This is a genomic window from Arthrobacter sp. FW306-1B-G06A (assembly GCF_058781765.1).
On record NZ_JBYSXB010000037.1, the window covers coordinates 1 to 18,413 of the forward strand.

The 18,413-nt window shown below is 61.5% G+C and carries 20 protein-coding genes and 1 tRNA gene; 11 read left to right on the top strand and 10 right to left on the bottom strand.

The window, feature by feature from the left end; genetic code table 11:
* Positions 1-144: 144 nt before the first annotated feature.
* Positions 145-525 (top strand): protein NO VEIN domain-containing protein, encoded by a 381-nt coding sequence (locus AC3WJM_RS17655; RefSeq protein ID WP_492272514.1) that lies wholly within the window; start codon positions 145-147, stop codon positions 523-525.
* Positions 526-1,174: 649 nt separating this feature from the next.
* On the opposite strand, the gene AC3WJM_RS17660 is transcribed toward AC3WJM_RS17655, so the two are convergent.
* Positions 1,175-2,119: a DUF5655 domain-containing protein gene (locus AC3WJM_RS17660; protein WP_492272515.1), complete on the bottom strand. Its 945-nt coding sequence runs from the start codon at positions 2,117-2,119 to the stop codon at positions 1,175-1,177.
* A 1,027-nt stretch (positions 2,120-3,146) separates the two neighbouring features.
* On the opposite strand from AC3WJM_RS17660, the gene AC3WJM_RS17665 reads away from it, so the two are divergent.
* Entirely contained in the window at positions 3,147-6,698 is a 3,552-nt protein-coding gene (locus AC3WJM_RS17665; protein ID WP_492272516.1) for a tetratricopeptide repeat protein, read from the top strand.
* A 163-nt stretch (positions 6,699-6,861) separates the two neighbouring features.
* On the opposite strand, the gene AC3WJM_RS17670 is transcribed toward AC3WJM_RS17665, so the two are convergent.
* Together AC3WJM_RS17670 and AC3WJM_RS17675 are read right to left on the bottom strand one after the other, a co-directional pair.
* Positions 6,862-7,077: a hypothetical protein gene (locus tag AC3WJM_RS17670; protein ID WP_492272537.1), complete on the bottom strand. Its 216-nt coding sequence runs from the start codon at positions 7,075-7,077 to the stop codon at positions 6,862-6,864.
* Positions 7,078-7,089: 12 nt separating this feature from the next.
* A complete protein-coding gene (locus tag AC3WJM_RS17675) occupies positions 7,090-7,392 on the bottom strand; it encodes a hypothetical protein (RefSeq protein WP_492272538.1) in 303 nt (100 codons plus the stop codon).
* On the opposite strand from AC3WJM_RS17675, the gene AC3WJM_RS17680 reads away from it, so the two are divergent.
* Positions 7,339-7,794: an abortive infection family protein gene (locus AC3WJM_RS17680; protein ID WP_492272536.1), complete on the top strand. Its 456-nt coding sequence runs from the start codon at positions 7,339-7,341 to the stop codon at positions 7,792-7,794. The two genes, AC3WJM_RS17675 and AC3WJM_RS17680, sit on opposite strands and share 54 nt — an antisense overlap.
* 114 nt (positions 7,795-7,908) lie before the next feature.
* On the opposite strand, the gene AC3WJM_RS17685 is transcribed toward AC3WJM_RS17680, so the two are convergent.
* Both AC3WJM_RS17685 and AC3WJM_RS17690 read right to left on the bottom strand, forming a co-directional pair.
* On the bottom strand, positions 7,909-8,454 hold the full coding sequence (locus AC3WJM_RS17685) for a hypothetical protein (protein ID WP_492272517.1): 546 nt from the start codon (positions 8,452-8,454) through the stop codon (positions 7,909-7,911).
* A 339-nt stretch (positions 8,455-8,793) separates the two neighbouring features.
* A complete protein-coding gene (locus tag AC3WJM_RS17690) occupies positions 8,794-8,997 on the bottom strand; it encodes a helix-turn-helix transcriptional regulator (RefSeq protein ID WP_028265857.1) in 204 nt (67 codons plus the stop codon).
* Positions 8,998-9,151: 154 nt separating this feature from the next.
* Here AC3WJM_RS17690 and AC3WJM_RS17695 point away from each other — a divergent pair, with 154 nt between their 5' ends.
* Both AC3WJM_RS17695 and AC3WJM_RS17700 read left to right on the top strand, forming a co-directional pair.
* Positions 9,152-9,604, top strand: a complete 453-nt coding sequence (locus AC3WJM_RS17695; RefSeq protein WP_492272518.1) for a helix-turn-helix domain-containing protein — start codon at positions 9,152-9,154, stop codon at positions 9,602-9,604.
* The gene (locus AC3WJM_RS17700; protein WP_492272519.1) at positions 9,591-10,724 is read left to right on the top strand and encodes a site-specific integrase; all 1,134 of its coding nucleotides are present in this window, start codon (positions 9,591-9,593) and stop codon (positions 10,722-10,724) included. Before AC3WJM_RS17695 ends, AC3WJM_RS17700 begins: the two co-directional genes overlap by 14 nt.
* Before the next feature lie 61 nt (positions 10,725-10,785).
* Here the strand turns inward: AC3WJM_RS17700 and AC3WJM_RS17705 are convergent.
* A tRNA-Ser gene (locus AC3WJM_RS17705) sits at positions 10,786-10,875 on the bottom strand.
* A gap of 116 nt (positions 10,876-10,991) precedes the next feature.
* Here AC3WJM_RS17705 and AC3WJM_RS17710 point away from each other — a divergent pair.
* The 3 genes from AC3WJM_RS17710 to AC3WJM_RS17720 are packed head-to-tail and all read left to right on the top strand — an operon-like array spanning position 10,992 to position 13,703.
* The gene (locus AC3WJM_RS17710; RefSeq protein WP_492272520.1) at positions 10,992-12,044 is read left to right on the top strand and encodes a zinc-dependent alcohol dehydrogenase; all 1,053 of its coding nucleotides are present in this window, start codon (positions 10,992-10,994) and stop codon (positions 12,042-12,044) included.
* A gap of 2 nt (positions 12,045-12,046) precedes the next feature.
* A complete protein-coding gene (locus AC3WJM_RS17715; protein WP_441437587.1) occupies positions 12,047-12,442 on the top strand; it encodes a 6-pyruvoyl trahydropterin synthase family protein in 396 nt (131 codons plus the stop codon).
* Between the two features lie 49 nt (positions 12,443-12,491).
* Positions 12,492-13,703, top strand: a complete 1,212-nt coding sequence (locus tag AC3WJM_RS17720; protein ID WP_284988731.1) for a DNA glycosylase AlkZ-like family protein — start codon at positions 12,492-12,494, stop codon at positions 13,701-13,703.
* Between the two features lie 29 nt (positions 13,704-13,732).
* On the opposite strand, the gene AC3WJM_RS17725 is transcribed toward AC3WJM_RS17720, so the two are convergent.
* The 3 genes from AC3WJM_RS17725 to tadA form a co-directional block, all read right to left on the bottom strand.
* Positions 13,733-14,011 carry an acylphosphatase gene (locus tag AC3WJM_RS17725; protein ID WP_059388602.1) on the bottom strand — a complete coding sequence of 93 codons (279 nt, stop codon included), beginning with the start codon at positions 14,009-14,011 and terminating at the stop codon, positions 13,733-13,735.
* Entirely contained in the window at positions 14,008-14,394 is a 387-nt protein-coding gene (locus AC3WJM_RS17730) for a VOC family protein (RefSeq protein WP_306962597.1), read from the bottom strand. The genes AC3WJM_RS17725 and AC3WJM_RS17730 overlap by 4 nt, the downstream gene beginning before the upstream one ends.
* A gap of 80 nt (positions 14,395-14,474) precedes the next feature.
* Positions 14,475-14,984, bottom strand: coding sequence for a tRNA adenosine(34) deaminase TadA (gene tadA / locus AC3WJM_RS17735; protein WP_236815026.1), 510 nt, complete (start codon positions 14,982-14,984; stop codon positions 14,475-14,477).
* A gap of 23 nt (positions 14,985-15,007) precedes the next feature.
* Between tadA and upp the strand changes: the two genes are divergently transcribed.
* On the top strand, positions 15,008-15,643 hold the full coding sequence (gene upp / locus AC3WJM_RS17740; protein WP_059388604.1) for a uracil phosphoribosyltransferase: 636 nt from the start codon (positions 15,008-15,010) through the stop codon (positions 15,641-15,643).
* Between the two features lie 16 nt (positions 15,644-15,659).
* Here the strand turns inward: upp and AC3WJM_RS17745 are convergent, their stop codons facing one another.
* Positions 15,660-16,367 (bottom strand): TetR/AcrR family transcriptional regulator, encoded by a 708-nt coding sequence (locus tag AC3WJM_RS17745; RefSeq protein WP_492272521.1) that lies wholly within the window; start codon positions 16,365-16,367, stop codon positions 15,660-15,662.
* Between the two features lie 100 nt (positions 16,368-16,467).
* Here AC3WJM_RS17745 and AC3WJM_RS17750 point away from each other — a divergent pair, with 100 nt between their 5' ends.
* Together AC3WJM_RS17750 and AC3WJM_RS17755 are read left to right on the top strand one after the other, a co-directional pair.
* Positions 16,468-17,898 (top strand): MFS transporter, encoded by a 1,431-nt coding sequence (locus tag AC3WJM_RS17750; RefSeq protein WP_492272522.1) that lies wholly within the window; start codon positions 16,468-16,470, stop codon positions 17,896-17,898.
* A 124-nt stretch (positions 17,899-18,022) separates the two neighbouring features.
* Positions 18,023-18,400, top strand: coding sequence for a VOC family protein (locus AC3WJM_RS17755; RefSeq protein ID WP_059388606.1), 378 nt, complete (start codon positions 18,023-18,025; stop codon positions 18,398-18,400).
* The last annotated feature ends 13 nt before the right edge of the window (positions 18,401-18,413 follow it).

Sequence of the window (18,413 nt, forward strand, 5' to 3'; positions counted from 1 at the left end):
GGTCAGGCGCCCCGCCAACCCGGCACGCCCGGGGCGCCTGACCCTGTCCAAAAATACTTGCCGCGCCCGGTCAATCGCTTGCCGCCAACGGGCAACTCAACATGCCGCGCCCGGTCATTTCTAAGTTGCCGTTGACACAGGCAGATGGACTCTGTGGTCCGTAAGGCCATCGAGGACGCAGCACAGGAGCGGTTGATGGATTTGTACCGAACCGACGGCTGGACGGTCACCGATACCCGGCAGAATCGCCCCTATGATGCGGTTGCAGTCCGAGGTACCGAGTCGCTGTATCTCGAGGCGAAAGGGACTCAGAGCAGAGGCCAGTCCGTGATCGTGACCCGAAATGAGGTGGACCATGCCCGCTCACATCCCGGCTCCTGCATCATGGGTGTCTGGTCTGGAATGCGGCTCATCGACGGCGTCGTCGATCCTGCCGCCGGGACATTCCGCAGCTTCCCCTTTGATCCTGATCAGGGGACGCTGTGGCCACTGGATTATGAGTGGATTCTGCCGGCCCAGGATTAGGTGTGGTTACCGTCGACCGTCTAGGTGACGGCAAGACCCACGCGACTGCGACCATCAGAACGGTTATGACCTGCATGAGGTCGTCATCGCGGAACCCCTGACAGGTGGAAGTGCGCTGTCTGCGGATCTGGTCGTCATATCGAACCGGGTAGCCGAGCACTTCCGCGGCTCCAAGGACACTCTCCGGCCTGCGTGTCGTACGGGCCCTGTAGGCTCCCGGGAGGAAAGTTCGTTCTCGTGAGGGGAGGCGGTGCGCCGAAGAAGTTGACGGGTGAGGTTTGGCGGACGTTGCGGGCGAAGCCCGGGCCGTTGCCGTTGAAGGTCGCCGATTATCTGTGGCCTGGAGTGACCAAGCGCGTCCTGGATGGGTGGACGAACCTTCAGGTGAAGTTCTGGCGCGCGCTTGCCCGTCGCGGCCGCGGCTGAGGGTCCGGTCCGTCTAAGACCATCATCGGCCTATTTGACGGCGCCGAGCGTCATGCTGCGGGCTAGGTGTCGTTTCAGTAGTCGTAGTTGTAGTTCATGATGGTGTGGGGGGGTAGGCCACGGCATTCCCAGGGCGCGTGCAATTAGGCATCGATGGTCCGCATGGAGCGGCCCGGATCTGAGAAACGTTCCGCGCCGTCTAACGAGGGACCCGTGCGTGCGATCAATTCGCCGCGTATGCCTGCCGTGTCAAGTCCTCGACAAGTGCCCAGTGAGCGGTGGAGTTGATCCTTAGCTCTAGATCGCCTGTGCCGAAGTGTCCGATGTTGCTAACGTCCCGGCTGAAACCCTCGGTCAGCTCAACGGAGTCGGGGGAGAGTTTCAAATACACGAGCAAGTTCCTTGAGGTCGGGTGCACCTCCACACAGGCGAAGTTCTTCAGTCGACGGAAGGCGAAGTAAAGAGCGCGTTCGTTCTTCACGACGTCATCACCCAGGGACAGCGCGAACGTCTCAAACTTCTCGTACAGGTCAGTTAGCTCCTGGTCTGCCTGGCCGAGCAGTTCTGTGACCGTCTTTGACCTGGACGATTTCTTCTCCGGGACGACCGGGGGAGCGACCATTCCCGCGGGTGAGGGTTTTCGCCTGGTTGCCGTTGTCTCCGTCGAAACGGAAGTCACCAGTTCAATGGCCAGAAGATCGGGCCCGAAGTCCCGGTAACGGACGAGTTCAACGTTTCGGTCGATCTGTCTGACTGCATGTTCGTCATATCGGGTGAAGTCGTTCGCGACGCAGATCAACCGCGGGGCAGACCAGTCGATGCTCTGCGCGTTGTCTGCACCCAATTTGGCCGCCACCAGGATCTGGAATTCTCCTTTGTGGTCCATGAGCCAATCCAGATAGAAAAGCCCTTGGTTGATGACGTTCTCATTGGACGTTCTCTTGTATTCGAAGATGACGGGGGAGCCGTTCTCATCCAGGCCCAGGGAGTCGATCCGCCCACGGTGAACTTTCCCCGTGCTGTACTCGGTGGCGAGGTACCTGACCCCGAAGGTGGCCTCCATGTTTTCCTCGATGAGGGTCTGGAGGTTCCTTTCAAGGGCGAAGCTTCGCGAGGGCAACTCTGAAGCTCGTCCATCATGAATGCGGAACAACTTTAGATCAGTCACCACCCAACCTTTCCATCCCGAAGGCCATAACCATAAACCGGGACCTAGTTGGCTCAGGCAATGGGCGAAGCACCGGGCGTGGTGCCCCAACACTCAAGAGCCGGCCTAATGCCCTGATTCCCGTCTGATCCGGGACGTTAAGTGTATTAAGGGCATCGATGAAACGTTGCTGGTCTGCGCTGCTGATCGACGCCTGGTCGACCCGCTGTCGCGGCTTTGCGGAGGCGGCACCGGTCACCCTGATTCCGGTGCGGGCGGAAAGGAGCTCTGCGAACGTTGCGGGCATGGGCATTGCCATGCGGCCGTGATCCCTAGTGACCGTTGCCACTGACGGGCTGTTCGACGTGACTAAAGCGGCTCTGGACGGCGATGTTTCCCCGTCGCCTCTTGAGACGTCCACTCTCGTTTTGGGACTTTCGGAAGCAACCGCGACGCTTGGATTGTCCTGGGGTTCATTCATGGCCAAATCCTCCTCGTAGGCGCTCACGTCTGACTAGACCGAGCCGATCCACCCGGTGGAGTGAAGTGCCATAACGATGCTCCCGGGAGCAATGAAAAATCAAGGATCTCCGTGGACAACCAATCCACCACGGCCGGGGACAAACTCGACATCGCTCGAGGGCCTGCTTCGAGGTTGGCACCCCGGCCAACCTGCACTCGAGCCCCATACCGAAACTAGGCCCTGTGACGGTCGCCCACGGCAGAACATTTGGGGTGACATCCGGGACGGCCAAGTTACGTGGCATCCAGCGGATTCGACGAAACGGGAATGTGTCCCAGCCTGAGCGGGCCGGCTTCAAGGAAGTGGAACGGCAATGAGGACCGAGAAGACGTCGATTTCCTCCTGGAAATGCAGAGGCCGCCCGGGACCATCCAGAGGTCGGTATCTTTAGTCCTGCCGGAAGCTGTGTGGCCATACTGCGTGGAGACCCACAGCGCGAGGTGCGGACGATAGCCTTGTCGGTAGGCATGATTTGGCTAAAGCAAACCGACCTCGTCCTGTTTGCGAGATTCTGGAGGGCGTGCCATGGAGTGGGTCATCGTATTCAAGGCACTTGGACCGCTTGCCAGTCGTGCTGCAGTTGCTGCCGCGCCAAGTCTTTTCAGGACTTGGCGGGTCGCCTTCGAAACGAAAAGAAGAGCGAAAAAGGATGGAATCCGGGTCAGGTATTTCGCCCTTCGCCGTCTTATTGATGATCAGCAGGTTTTCGAGCTCTTCCACAAACCGTCGTCAGGGGGCATGGATGCCTTGGCCCCGGCGCTTCGAAACTGCATCGGACAGGACGGCCAAGATGATTCGGAAACTGTGGCCACATTGCTCGCCATCATCGCGACTGCCTACGTGCACAGCCTGCCTCCGTCACAAGCGTCACGCTTTGAGGGTGACTCCACACGGAAGCATGTCACAGGCGAGATGTCGAAGCTCCACGAGCGCAACGCCGAGACTCAGAACTTCGAAGCCAACTGTGACCTGCTGAATCCGTTTCGCGCAGAAGAGGCGCGGCGGATCCTTCCACAATGGTCCACACTTCCGCGAGCGGTCGCGGCGATCGTCACCGCTGACGACCGCACGCAACTCTTTGAGGACTGGCTGGCCAACAGGCCGGGCTGGCTGGTCGACGCCCCGGCCTCCGCCCTGTGCTGGCTATCCTCCGCCGCCCAGGACTATGGCGCATCGCACGCTGCGAAGGAGCTTCTCGGCGAAGCAATCGCCGCTGGTGCCTCACCCCGTTCGTACTGGAAGGCCAAGAGTGCCCTCGCATCACCTCTTTCCCAAGAAGAGGCCGAGGAGCATCTGGGGCAGGCTCGGGATCATCCTCTCGGGGCTGCCCTATGGGCTGACCTTCACGGAGACCACGGCGCAGCCGTGGAACAAATCCGAACGTGGGAACCGACATCGCGAGAAGACCAGGCGACGAAGAAACTGATCCTCGCGCAACTACTCACTGGAAGCAACGAGGTGGACCGCGCCATCGATGCGGCCGTTGAAGGATACGACGAATATGGTAGTCCGGGCTGCGCTCTCTACGCTGCAAAGTTGCTTGTCGGAAGAGGGTCTCTGCGACAGCATCCGAACTTCATGGCGGATCTTGCCAAAGGTCTCGAACTTGCAGACGCCGTCCGGACGTCCCGGCGCGCCTGGGGAGGCGACAGCTCCGAAGCCGTTCTGACGATGATCAGCGTCTACAGGCTCCTGGGGTCTCCAGAGCAGGCCTGGCGAACCGGAACGGCAGCGCCCGAAGGCACCGCAACAACGAGCGAATCGACCGACGTCCGTGTGCTGACGGAGACGGCACGGACGGCAGCGGAGCTGGGAATGACTCAGCGGGCCCGCGAACTGATTCCGCGCATCCCGGCAGGATCCGGCAAGGACCAAGTGGAAGCGCTTCTGGCTGAGGCTGAGTCCGGTTTTGAATCGGCTATCTCCCGGTGGACCAAAGTTCTGACTTCGATTTCGGATCCCGTGGACGCCCTTAACATCGGATTACGCCTTGCGCATCACGGGCAAGCCGTCGATTGGCCGGTGTGGATCACGAATCACTATGCTTCCGACGCCGCGGACATTGATCTTATTTCCGCGCTCTTCCGTGAGGTTCCTGGTGCCCTGCCCAAGGCGCGGGCAAGGGCAGCCACCTCGCGTCAGGTCTTTCAGGGACTAATGTCCTTCCACGTTTCCCGCGAGGACTACTCCGCGGCCGCCGAAGTGGCTGAGACCGGTGGGGGAAGATGGAACGACCCGGAGGCGTGGCTGAGGGCTGCGGAGATTTACTTGAAGGCTGAAGATCGGGACCGTGCAATCGAGGCCGCTGAGCAAGCCATTCGGGTGGGGGGAACGGCCTGGTTGCGGGAAAGAAACGCTCGGATGATTCTCATCGAGAGCCGAAGTGCAAAAGGCCAGTGGGATAAGGCACTCGTCGATGCCACGCGGCTCCTTGAAATTGAGCCTGATGAAGACTCAGCAAAATGGGCGTTTCTGACTTGTCAGTTCATGACCTCGGACTATCAAGGAGCCTGGAACAGCTTTGTGCGACTCGGAGCACCCAGCCCACGGACACCTGACGATGCCAAGATCTGGATGCAGTTGCATTCCCGATACGCTGCTGGCCCGGAGTACCTTGACCAGGCTGTCCTTCTTGCCGAACGGTGGCCGGAGAACGAGCAGTTGCGGGCCGGGATTGTCATCTCCATGATGCATTCCGAGGCGAAACCAAAAACAGACGACCAAGTACGGCAGTATCAGGAACTCATTGCCAAGTTCATCGCTGACTTTCCTGACAGCTCTCATATCCGGGCCGTGAATGTGGACGTGGACAACCCCATCGAATCTATCAAGGCGATACTGCCCGAACCGACAGACCGGGACGAAGCCCTGCAACCCATACTTAAGGGTGAATTGCCGGTAGGGCTGGCAACGCACTTGTCGGGCAAGAGCTATGCGGAAGTTTGTCTGGTCCGAGGTGCTGGTAAGGTCTTCGCAGGTAACCCGACTGATCTCGACCACGAGGTTGACGTTGTCATCAAAAGTCTGGACAAGCGGGTGGTCATTGACACGACCGTGCTAAGCACATTCGCGCTTCTAGGCGTAGACGTGGCGAGAGAGTGGCTTGGACTGTTTTCGGCGGGGGTCATACCTACCGAAGCAATCCACGATGCGCAGAGAGCCGTCCTTAGTCTTTCCGCCATGAGCACCGCTACGATCGGGATAGATAAGGCCTCGGGCGGGCCCAGGATTCATGAGATCTCCGAGAAGGAGGCGGCATCCCGCTTGGAGCGAGCCATCACCCTGCTGAATATTGGCAGGGAGCTGGTCTCCGTCCCGCACCCCGAAATCGTAGAACTTCCCCAGTTGAAGTCCACACCGCACGAATTTCAGTGGATGTCGTCGCTGGATCTGGCCAAGGTGCTCGATCTGCCCTTTTGGTGTGACGACCGGGTGCTACGGAGCGTCGCTGAGTCTGCTGGGGTACGGTCGTTCGGAACTCCGGCGCTACTGGAAGCATTCCGCAGGAGCGGTCTCGTACGCGTGGGCATCGTCGAGGCACACGAAGCGACTCTTGTTCATCACTATTACACGGGCATCCGGTTTGATGCCTCCGTAATGGAACTTGCCGCCGAAATGGACTCATGGAGTCCGTTGGGGGCAGCAGTAGCCATTTCGGAATCGGGACCCACGACGTCCCCGGAACAGCAGATCAGCTTCGTTCTCAAGGCATTGCGGCACTGCGCAGACGATCCCGAAGCCGTGCAGATCTGGGTTGCGTCTGTTGCATCATGGTTGGATTCGGTCTCGCCGGATGCGGCTACGGCAGCCGGCAACGTCCGCTTCTGGTTTTCAACCCTTCTACAACAAGATTGGATCAACTCAAGCTCACTGCCTCATGTACTCGCAGGTCTGCGTTCGGTCGGATCCGAGAAAACCGATCTGACTGTCCTCGTGCCTGAAGTACTTGGCCAGTTGTACACAGACGTGGCGGAGCAAACGAATCACGCAGTAGCCGCTGAGTACGTCCGCGAGCTGATCCGTTTGGCCCCAGCCGAAGACAGATCAGGAGTTCTTCAGCGCATCATTGCTCTCTAAGTCAGGTTAGAACGCTATATTGCAGGGCGATTGCAACTGGTCAGCGCAACACCTGGATCAGCCATGCGCCATAGCTGACTGCCGAAAGCCCCAAAACGATGTTAACAGTTAACGGTGAGTGGGCGTTCCCCAAGAGTGTCCCGGTGCCAAGGAACTGAGACGCTCAAGGCGGCTCGGTGACTGGGCGGAGCGGGAAGCACATATTCTCTTGAATATGGCGAATTTTAGGCGTGAGCTGGTCAGTCAACGTGCACGCGATGCTGTTCGGGATTTCATGAGCGGCACGACGTTGCGGGAGATCGACGAGCTCTGGCAGGACGAACTTTTTGCGCCAGTATTCGAAGATCCGGAGCCAGTCGGAGGTCAGCGAGTTACCCATTTCCAAGGCTACTTAGATCAGGTTGATTGGACGGATCCTTCGCAAGTTGCGCGTGCGCTCAAAGTGTTTGAATCGGCGCTTGCCTGGGTGTTCGATGAAACGAACGAGTACCGCCCAGGGCAAGAGCGCGTCGACCGGCTGAGGCGTCTCTTCACGCGTGACGGCTATGAGTGGACCGACGGCGGAAAGATCGTTGGCGGGCCGCAAGTTGCTGTTGTAGAGGATCCACTTCTTGCTGGGATCACGGAACCGGCAGTTATTTTGGAACACCTCGACCGGATAAGTCGCGCAGTCCGGCACGGAGACCCTGCTCAAGCTATCGGTTCTGCGAAGGAACTTATCGAGAGCACGGCGAAGCTGGTCCTACGTGAACGCGGGGAAACGGTGTCTGGGCGTGAAGAAGTCCCCGACCTTGTCCGTCGCGCGCAAGAGGCCCTAAACGTGCATCCGACACAGGCTGGGGGTCCAGATGGGGCCCCATCAGTCCGTCGCATCCTTGGAGCCGCGAGCACAGTTGCGACGGGAGTCGCGGAACTTAGAAATGCCGGCTACGGTACGGGGCACGGACACGACGTGGTGCGGAGTGGACTCGGTGCACGACATGCACGCTTGGCGGTCAATGCGGCGAAGCTGTGGTGCGAATTCATCCTCGACACCCTGTCTGACGAAAGGGCGCCCTGGCGCCTTAATGAAAGTCGGTCTGCGGTCGAAGAATAATCCTGTCTGAGCAGCTGACGGTACGTGCCATTTCCAAGCGGCCTAGGGGCGCTGCCGCGCCGTGAGGTGTGAAAGCCGTGAGGTGTGAAAATGGGGGGACACCGTCAAGCGCGGTTATCCGAGCCCGGGGTGGTTCTGGATGAAGGGCTTCACCTGGAAGTTCAGCATCGCCCAAATCTTCTTGTTCTGCGCGTCGGTGATTTCTTCTTTCTTGCGCTTGTTGAACATCTTGAGGAAGAAGGCGTAGTCCCCTTCACCGTTGTAGCCGTTGCGCTCGTTGTTGAACGCCCCTTCATCGGATAGCCAGGCCAGCAGGGCTTTGGAGAAATAGTCCGACGTAAGGGTGATTCTCTTACGGTCTTCGATGGCCTTCTTGAGGGCCAGAAGCTGGCTGAACACTGAGACCTGCATATCCAGGTCCTGACGCTTGAAGTGGTGCACGCACTGGCTTCCGATATAGCGGAGCGATTCTTGGTTCTCACGGTTGTGGATCGTGTACATGTAGAGCAAGTTCTGTTGCCCGCAGACGCATTGACCTTCGCTGTCCGGGTGTTCCTCAACTGCCACGACGGCCCATTCATGCACGGCGTCATGGAAATGCGCAGCCACGGAATTGTCCTCGATGACCTTCTTCAACGTCTCAAAACTATGCGCTGCCACTGCTGGCCTCCCGTTCTTCTGTCATTGATTGCAGGACACGACACCTGCCGCGTCCTCCCGCTCCGCTTGGATCCAGTTCGTACACCCCTTTAGACCATTTCAGTCTTGCCCGCATCCGGATAGAGGCCGGTTATGTCCGTCCTCGGCGCGCCGTCAAGGGTGGGCCGTAGGCCCATCACGCAGTGACGCGAACGCGCCCTTGACTGAGCGGCGGGGACGGCGAGCATGGGAGGCCGGGATGCGATGCCGACCCACAGAGGCCTGTTCATCCAGCTAAACGTCGATGACGTGCGTACGCGGTGACGCCGTGCGTGAACACCTGATCAAGAATCCCGGCTTCTAGACGCTAGGGATTACCTGGCCCGTCTGAGAGCGTGTCTGTGCGTCAAGCCATGCCTCTACATCGCTGGCGCGATAGCGGACGCCGCTGCCTAATTTCACGAACTTAGGGCCCATCCCTCTATAGCGCCATTGCGCCAATGCGGGCGCCGTCTTGTGAAGCTTGGCTGCCAGCTCTGCCGGGGTCAGCAGTTCCGATTCCATGAAGCCTCATTCCCTTCCATGAACGCCTCGTCATATTAGATACATTGATTCTTGTATAGCGTGTATCGTTTCTTATATGGTACATAGCGGAGAACGGCTGCGAGGACATGACATTGGCCCAACCGGCAAGACTGTCGCTCGGAACCTGAAGCGTTTGCGGGGGAATGTCACCCTGCGGGAGCTTCAGCAAAGGCTTAGGAGCGTCGGGCACGAAATTTCCGCGAGCGGAATACAGAAGATCGAGGCCGCCGTTAGGCGGGTTGATGTTGATGATCTCGTGGCCCTGGCGGTAGTCCTGGGCGTGAACCCAAATGCACTGTTGTTTCCCAAGTCGCTCGACGAGCCGGTGGCCGTCACCGGAGCTGTACCGGCTGACCTAGTGCGGGTTTGGGAATGGGCGGATGGCGTAACACCGATCGACGGCGACGTGGGCAGTGACGACTACGTACGGGGGCTGCGCCCCGACTTCATCCCGGCAGGGAATACGAAAATTGATCCCGTGACATTCGAAGACCTCAATTTACGAGTGGACGAGCTCAGCGCGATTATCAAGACTCTGGTTGATCAGAACGCAGCGAAAGAACAATCCGGCGATGGCAACGATTGAACCCTATGAGACACAGGCTGGCCGCCGGTATCAGGTTCGCTATCGGAAACCTGACCGGGTACAGACCAAGAAACGTGGATTCAGGACAAAGAGAGATGCTGAGCTTTTCCTCGCCAGCGTTGAGGTATCCAAGGCCCGCGGGGAGTTCATAGATGCGGCAGCCGCAAAGGCCCTAATCGGTCCGCTTGGGGAAGCGTGGTTGTCACGTCAGACCCATTTGAAGCCATCTTCATTGCGCCCCGTGGAGTCGGCTTGGCGTAATCATGTCCTGCCGGTGTGGGGCGGTACGGCAGTCTCAGATATCCGAAAGACAGATGTGCAGCAATGGGTCTCAAGTATGACGAAGGGGGATCAGAGCGCTGTCCCGCCCCGGAAACCGAAGGGGGCAACGCTTGTAATCCGCGCTTACGGAGTCTTGGCGGCCATCCTGGATGACGCCGTGAGCGACCGTCGAACATTGAGTAATCCAGCACGGGGCGTAACCTTGCCGCGCAAGATCAAGAAGCCGCACGTCTACCTGAGTCACGAGCAAGTGCATGCACTCGCCGCAGCCAGTAAATATCCGACACTGGTTCTCGTGCTTGCCTACTGCGGGTTGCGGTGGGGAGAGGCGACCGGACTGCGAGTCAAGCATCTGGACATGTTGCGGCGGCGATTCGTGATTGAAGAAAACGCGGTTCAGGTCGGTTCGGTGATCGAAGTAGGTACGCCAAAGAACCACAAGAAACGAACCGTGCCGTTCCCGCGATTCCTCGCTGAGCCCCTGGCGCAGCAGTGTGAGAACAAGGACAGAAATGATCTCGTGTTTCCCGGCGAGAATGGCCATCACCTCCGCCTCGCACGCGTGCACGATGACAACATGAGCTGGTTCGCAGGGGCCGTGAAGAGAGCAGGGGTGCCTCGAATCACGCCTCACGACCTCCGGCATTCAGCCGCGAGCTTTGCTGTATCAGCCGGCGCGAACGTCAAAGCGGTGCAAAGAATGCTTGGTCACAGCTCGGCGGCCATGACCCTGGACATCTATGCGGACCTGTTTGACGGGGACTTGGACAGCGTTTCGGACGCCCTGGACCATGCAGTGTCTCAGGCAAATGTGCCCAAAATGTGCCCAAAACCCTGATTCCGTCAAAGCAAAAGGCCCCCGCTCCCTTGTAAACAAAGGGAACCAGGGGCCTTTCAGTTGGCGGTGACGGTGGGATTTGAACCCACGTTGGCTTTTACACCAAACAACATTTCGAGTGTTGCACCTTCGGCCGCTCGGACACGTCACCAACTGAAATAGGGTACCGGAGTGGAGGCCCGTTCCCCAAAACGGCCGGGCGGCGCCCACTTAGTAAGTAGCCTTCCCTTTCGTAATCGCAGCCGCAGGACTAGATTCGCAAGCACGATGACTCTTCCACGAAACGCACCGCAGAACACGGACACCCAGAACACGCACCCCCAAACGGCCCTGGCCTACTGGACGGTCGGCCCGTGCCAAGGCGAGCTCCGGAGCGAGGACCTTCCGGTGCCAGCGCAGGGCGAGGCGGTGGTCCGTGCTTTGTACTCGGGAATCAGCAGGGGCACAGAACTCGTGGTCCATGAAGCGCACGTGCCCACACGAACCGCTAAAGCGATGCGGGCCCCCCATCAAACCGGGGACTTTCCCGCGCCGGTCAAGTTCGGTTATCTATCGGTCGGAATAGTTGAACAAGGCCCCGAGGACTGGATCGGCCGGAATGTCTTCTGCCTGCACCCGCACCAAGACCGCTACGTCGTGCCCCTCAGCTCACTCACGCGAATCCCCGACGGCGTGCCGGAACGCCGCGCCGTGCTCACTGGCATCGCCGAAATCGCCCTCAACGCCCTTTGGGAGGCGGGGCCCCGCCTGGGTGACAGGATCGCCGTCGTCGGCGCCGGACTGGTGGGCGGCATGACCGCGGCGCTCCTCCGCGGTTTCCCGCTGGAGCGCTTGCAACTGGTGGAGACGGACCCGGCGAAGCGCGGGTTCGTGGAATCCCTGGGCGTGGAGTTCGTGCTCCCGGACGACGCGCATCAGGATTGCGACATCGTGTTCCACTGCTCGGCCACGGATGAAGGACTGGCCCGTAGCCTGCAATTAGCCGGGGACGAGGGCGAGATCATTGAGATGTCCTGGTACGGGGACCGGAAGGTCTCCTTGCCGCTGGGGGAGGACTTCCACGCCCGGCGCCTCACCATCCGAGCCAGCCAGGTGGGAGTGGTGGCACGTTCGCGCCGGCATAGCCGTACCTCAAGAGAGCGGCTGGAACTGGCGGTCTCTCTGCTGCGGGACCCCATTTTCGACGCGTTCCTCACGGGGGAGTCGCAATTCGAGGAACTGCCGGAGGTCTTCAATGGCCTGGAAAACGGCGAACTGGACGATCTTTGCCGAGTCATCAACTACCCCGGGACCCCGCAGCGGGAAGGAAACGAGGCATAACGATGTTCAGCCTCACCGTCCGCCGGCACTTCATGATCGCCCACAGCCTTCCGCGGGAATCGTTCGGCCCGGCCCAAGGACTCCACGGAGCCACTTTCGTGGCCGAGGTGACATTCCGTCGGGCCAAACTGAACGACGACGCGATCGTCCTGGACATCGGCGCCGCTGGAACCATCGTGGACGAGGTGCTGGCCGGCCTCAACTACAAGAACCTCGACGAACACCCGGACTTCGCCGGACAGCTCACGACGACGGAAGTGCTGGCCCGCTTCATCGCTGAGGCGGTTGCAGCGAAAGTCCGCGAGAGCGACGACGGCGGTGCGCTCGCCGGCGTCGACGTCCTCCTCCGGGAACATCCCGACGCCTGGGCAGGCTTCTCGCTGGATTTCGAGTGGTAGCTCGCGCGGGACCGCCCCGGATGGCGGATAAACGGTGCAGAATGGGGCCATGACGTCCGCCGTGCTTTCCACCCAAACGCTCACCCCGGAACTCCTCCGCGCCTGGGCGTGGCACAGACAGGGCCTGGACGGTTCCCTCTCCGGCAAGACGTCCGAGGAAGTCCTGGATCGCGCCGGCTGGGCCCGCTCGGTGGGCGGTGCCAACCCCTACCTGACGCTCTTCGCCCGGGCGGGGATCCGGCGCGAACAGGTCGATCGCGACGTCGCCGAGTTGAGGATCCACGAGCTCCCCACGGCCCGCGGTTGCACCTACGTCCTGGGCCGGAACGACTTCGCGTGGGGCCTCCAAGTCGGCCGGGACGCCGCGGTGGCGCCGTTCAAGGTCCTGGCCCGCCTCGGCGTCGAACGCGGTGAGATCACCCTCCTCGAAGAGCAAGTACTCCACACCCTCCTGGAATCCAGCGACCCCATGGATCCCAAGCAGCTCAGGGACGAGCTCGGCGAATCCGTCCGCAGCCTCGGCGAAGAAGGCAAGAAGAAAGGTGCGTCAACCACCCTGCCCACGGCGCTGGGGCTCCTCCAAGCCGATGGCCGCATCCGTCGCGTCCCCGTCAACGGCCGCCTCGACCAGCAGCGCTACGCCTACACGTCGTGGGTGCTGCCGCCCAGTGGCCTCGACGACGACGCCGCCCGGGCGCTTTTGATCGAACGGTACCTGCGCTGGACTGGCGGAGCGACGTTCAAGCAGAGCCAATGGCTTACGGGCTTCACCGTCGCGCAGAGCAAGGCGGCGCTGGCCGCCGTCGGCGCCGTCGAAGTGACGACGGCGGCAGGCGAGCCGCTCTGGATGCTGCCCGACGACGTCGAGCACCTTTCCGCGTTCACGGCGCCGCAGGAGGAACAGATCCAGCTTCTGGCCGGGACGGATTCTTTGGTACTGCTGCGCAGGAATTCGGCGGACATGCTGGCCGAAGGAGATCGGGGCCGGAAGATCCTGGACACCACGCTCGCGCTGCAGGCGGACCTGTCCGACCACCCGATCCTGGACCGGGGACGGATCATCGGGCTGTGGCAATACGATCCGGGCAAGGAACGGATCGCAGCATGGACGTTCGACAAGCCCACTGCGGCCGTCACCCAGCGGATCAATGAGGTGGAGAGCTGGATCCGCGAAGACCTCGGGGACTTCCGCTCGTTCAGCCTGGACTCGCCGGCATCGCGGCAAAAACGCATCGACGCCCTGGACAGTGCCAATTCATAAAGCGAACGCTGGTCTCAGGTTGGAGTGCTTCAGTCCACCCAGAATCCGGAGAACTCGCCGGTGGCTTGCGTGAAGGTGGCATCCACGTGTTTTACGCGGCCGGGGGCGTCCCGGGACTGCAGCCATTCCAGCAAGGAGTCGACGGCTTCGCGGTCTCCCTCTGCGATCACTTGCACCGAGCCGTCCAACTGGTTGGCAGCTTCCCCGGTCAATCCCAATAGCCGGGCTTGGTGCATTGTGGAGTACCGGAAACCCACGCCCTGGACGCGGCCGGTCACCATGGCCGTGACGCGCACCGGGGAACTCATGCGGCACCCGATCCATACGGCCTCGTGATCGCCTCGAGGAAATGACCGTCCGGATCGGCGAAGTAGACGCCGCGTCCGCCGTCGTTGTGGTTGATCTGCTGGGGGCGTGAGCGTGCAGGATCGGCCCAGTAGGGGATGCCCTCGGCCTGGATCCGGGCGAAGATCCCGTCGAAGTCGTCCTCGCTGACCAGGAAGGCATAGTGCTGGGGAGAGATGGGCCGGTCCGCCGTGGCGAAATCGAGGGCCACTCCATGGTCAAAGGCCACGGTCATGAAGGACCACATGGCTTGCGGCTTCGGAAGCCCAAACACCTTGGCGAGGAACTCCGCGGAACGGCGTTTGTCCGTTGCGTAGACGATGGCGTGGTTGAACGAGACGGTCATGAGGTCCTCCTCAGCTGTGCTGCATGAGACCATCTGACGTCCAACACCTCACAATTTCAAGGGCGATCCGGAGGCAGCTGCTATTTCCGGTGGGCCGCGAAGAAATCGCGCAACAGAGCCGAGCATTCCTCTTCGCGCACGCCTGCGTACACCTCCACCCAGTGGTTGAGCCGGCGTTCCCTCAGGATGTCGAACACCGATCCGGCAGCCCCGGCCTTCTCATCCCAGGCGCCGAAGACCACCCGCGGAATCCGGGCCAGCACAATGGCTCCGGCGCACATCGCGCACGGCTCCAGCGTCACCACAAGGGTGCAGTCCTCGAGGCGCCAGCCGTCTCCGCCTTCTCCGAGCTCAAGGGCGTGGCGTTGCAGGGCCGCGGCCGCCTCGCGGATGGCAACGATCTCGGCGTGCGCCGTTGGGTCGCCGTGCGCTTCCCGTTCGTTCCGCCCGGCACCCAGCACGCCGCCGTCGGGCCCCAGGACGACGGCGCCGATCGGCACATCCTCCGTATCCAGCGCCCGCCGGGCCTCGTCCAGGGCCAGACCCATCCAGGCCGCGTGCTCTGCGTGATAAGGCTCGTTGGTGCTCATGCCTCAATGATAGTTTTGGAGTCATGCGCACACTCGTCGTGGACCACCCGCTGGTCGCTCACAAGCTCACCGTTCTGCGGGATAAGAACACTCCTTCACCGGTCTTCCGGCAACTCACCGAAGAACTTGTCACTTTGCTGGCCTACGAGGCCACCCGCGAAGTCAGGACTGAAGCGGTAGAGATCGAAACCCCTGTCACCAAGGCGATCGGCACCGCCTTCACGAAGCCGACGCCGCTGGTGGTCCCCATCCTGCGCGCAGGCCTTGGCATGCTCGAGGGCATGACCAAGCTGGTACCCACCGCTGAAGTCGGTTTCCTGGGCATGGCCCGCGACGAAGAGACCCTCGACATCATCACCTACGCCGAGCGCCTCCCCGAAGACCTCACCGGACGCCAGATCTTCGTGCTGGACCCCATGCTCGCCACCGGCGGCACCCTGCGCGAAGCCATCAAGTTCCTCTTCAAGCGCGGCGCTTCGGACGTCACGTGCATCTGCCTGCTCGCGGCCCCCGAGGGCCTGGCCAAGTTGGAAGAAGAGCTTTCCGAAGCCAACGTCAAGATCGTCCTCGCGTCGATCGACGAGAGGCTCAACGAAAAGGCCTACATCGTTCCGGGCCTGGGCGACGCCGGAGACCGTCTGTACGGCGTGGCTGGCTAGAGAGTCCGGCTAGCTACTAACCCGCGCGGCGCTGGGCCTTGCTTGCCTTGAGCACCATGGGCAGCTTGGACCGAAGGGTGCACTCAAGCAACTCCTCGGCAGTCTCGTCCTGCTCGTAGACTTCCGGCAGGCGGATGCCGATCAGGGTGTTCATGAGCATGCCCTGCGCAAGGAAGTCGCGGGAGGTTTCGGGGGACAGGCCGGCTTCGTCGCGCACCAGGCGGTAAATATCCAGGAATCCTTCCCTGGCGCGTGCCCCGATGGCGGGTTCATGGCCGGCGACGAAGGCCTGCATCAGCATCATGAGAATGCCGCGATCCTCGATCAGGTCGGCGTAGGCGATGGCCATGAGCTGCTTGAGCTGTTCCGGGCGGCCGCTCCCGGCGGCAGGATCGAGGTGCCGCAATTCTCCGGCGAGTTCTCCGGCGTCGTACGCTGCGATGACGTCGCGGAACGCGCGCAGCAGCTTGCCTTGGGCGCGATCCAAGGCCTCCAGGAACAGTGTCTCCTTGGTGCCGAACATCCGCACGACATACGGCTGGCTGATGCCCGCAGCCTTTGCCACTTGGTCCGTGGTGGAACCAGCGTAGCCACGCTCGGCGAACACGCCGGTGGCAGCTTCCAGGATCAGTTCGCGCCGCTGCGCCGCAGGTATGCGTTCGGCAGTTGCCTTGCTGCTTGAGCCCGATTCCCGGGCGCCTGTGCCCCCTGTTTTCTTCGCCACACTTGACATGTTATCAGTCGATAACTAACTTTGGCCCTTAAGTAATCATTCGATTACAACAACCCGATTTAGCGCCACCTCAGCGACCCGTGGAGTCATCATGAAACGCACCATTCCCGTTTGGCTGGCCATTGTGGCGGCCTCTCTCCCCGTCTTCATGGCCACACTGGACAACCTCGTGGTCACCAACGCACTGCCCGTCATGCACAAGGCCCTCGGTGCGAGCGTCGAGGAACTGCAGTGGATCGTCAACGCCTACTCCCTGAGCTTCGCGGCGTTCATGCTCCTCGCTGTCGGCCTGGGGGACCGCTTCGGCCGCCGTCACGTGTTCATTGCGGGCCTTGCCATCTTCACCCTCGCGTCCGCAGCGGCAGCCGTCAGCACGGATCCGGTGCAGCTCATCGCCGCCCGCGCGGTCCAGGGCGTTGGCTCCGCGGCGCTCATGCCGCTATCGCTCACCCTGCTGGTGGGCTCGGTCAGCGACAAGCTGCGCCCGCTCGCCATCGGCATCTGGGGCGGAGTCTCCGGCCTGGGTGTCGCACTGGGGCCGCTGATCGGCGGCGCAGTCGTGGAAGGCTGGAGCTGGGAAGCGATCTTCTGGCTCAACGTGCCCATCGGCATCCTGTCGATTCCTCTGGCGCTCTTCGCGCTGCCGAACAGCTTCGGCGCCCGTGTCCGCGCCGACGTCGTAGGCCTTCTTCTTTCCGGACTTGGCCTCCTGGGGCTCGTCTTCGGCATTGTCCGGGGGAACGACGCCGGCTGGTCCAGTGCCGAAGTCCTCGTAGGCTTGATCGGTGGCGGCGTCCTGCTGCTTGCCTTCGTTCTGTGGGAATCCCGGGTCGCTGCGCCACTGCTTCCGCTCCGGCTGTTCCGCGACCGCAGCTTCACCGTGGCAAACCTGATCGGCTTGACCTTCAGCTTCGGGATCTTCGGGTCTGTCTTCATCCTCATCCAGTTCCTGCAGGTAGTGCAGGGCCACGGACCCCTCGCAGCAGGCGTCATGACGATGCCCTGGACCTTGGCGCCCATGTTCGTGGCACCGCTTGCCGGCCTGTTGGCCCCGCGGCTTGGCACCAAGACCCTGATGATTGCGGGCCTCGTGCTGCTGACAGCGGGCATGTTCTGGCTGGCCGGAGTCCTTTCCGCGACCGTCCCTTATGAAACCCTGGTGCCGGGCTTTGTTGCGGCGGGAATCGGCATGGGGTTGGTTTTCGCCCCGATGTCGACGGCGGTGCTCGCCAACATGCGCGCCGAGGACCACGCGAAGGCGAGTGGGACCAACTCCACCCTTCGGGAGATCGGTGTGGCCCTGGGCGTGGCCGTCCTGACGGCAGTCTTCACGGGAGCCGGCGGCAAACTCACTCCCACGGGCTATGTGGACGCGGCCATTCCCGCCGTCTACGTGGGTGCGTCTGTGCTGGTCCTCGCCACGCTGGCGGCGTGGCTCCTCCCGTCCCGCGCCCACGCACGCAGCCTGGCGGCTGGAGCGGAAGCGGGCGCCGCCGTCGAACCCTCCCTGCAAAACGCCTAACCAGCCGAACTCGTCAACGCGGGGTCACTTACGGCCCAATTCGAGCAGCAACATGGGCCGTAAGTGACCCAGCGTTGTGCTCCGCCCCTACCGGTTTTCGGGCTCCGCCGATAGCCTTTGGCGCATGGACTGGAAACTTGAACTTGTGTTTGTCCCCGTGTCCGATGTGGACCGCGCCAAGGATTTCTACGTCAACAAAGTGGGCTTCAACGCCGACTACGACGAGCGGCCCATGGACGGTATTCGCTTCGTCCAACTGACTCCGCCCGGCTCGGCCTGCTCCATCTGCATCGGCGAGGGCCTCAACGACGCCCCTCCAGGCACCGCTCCCAGCCTGCAGATGGTGGTGGGGGATATCCAGGAGGCCCACAGCCAGCTCAAGGCCAACGGCGTGGAAGTCAGCGACATCGACATCCAGGATTGGGGCCACTTTGTGTACTTCGCCGATCCGGACGGCAACAAATGGGCCGTTCAGTACATCCCCCACCGGCCCAACGGCTAGGACTCACACCGTA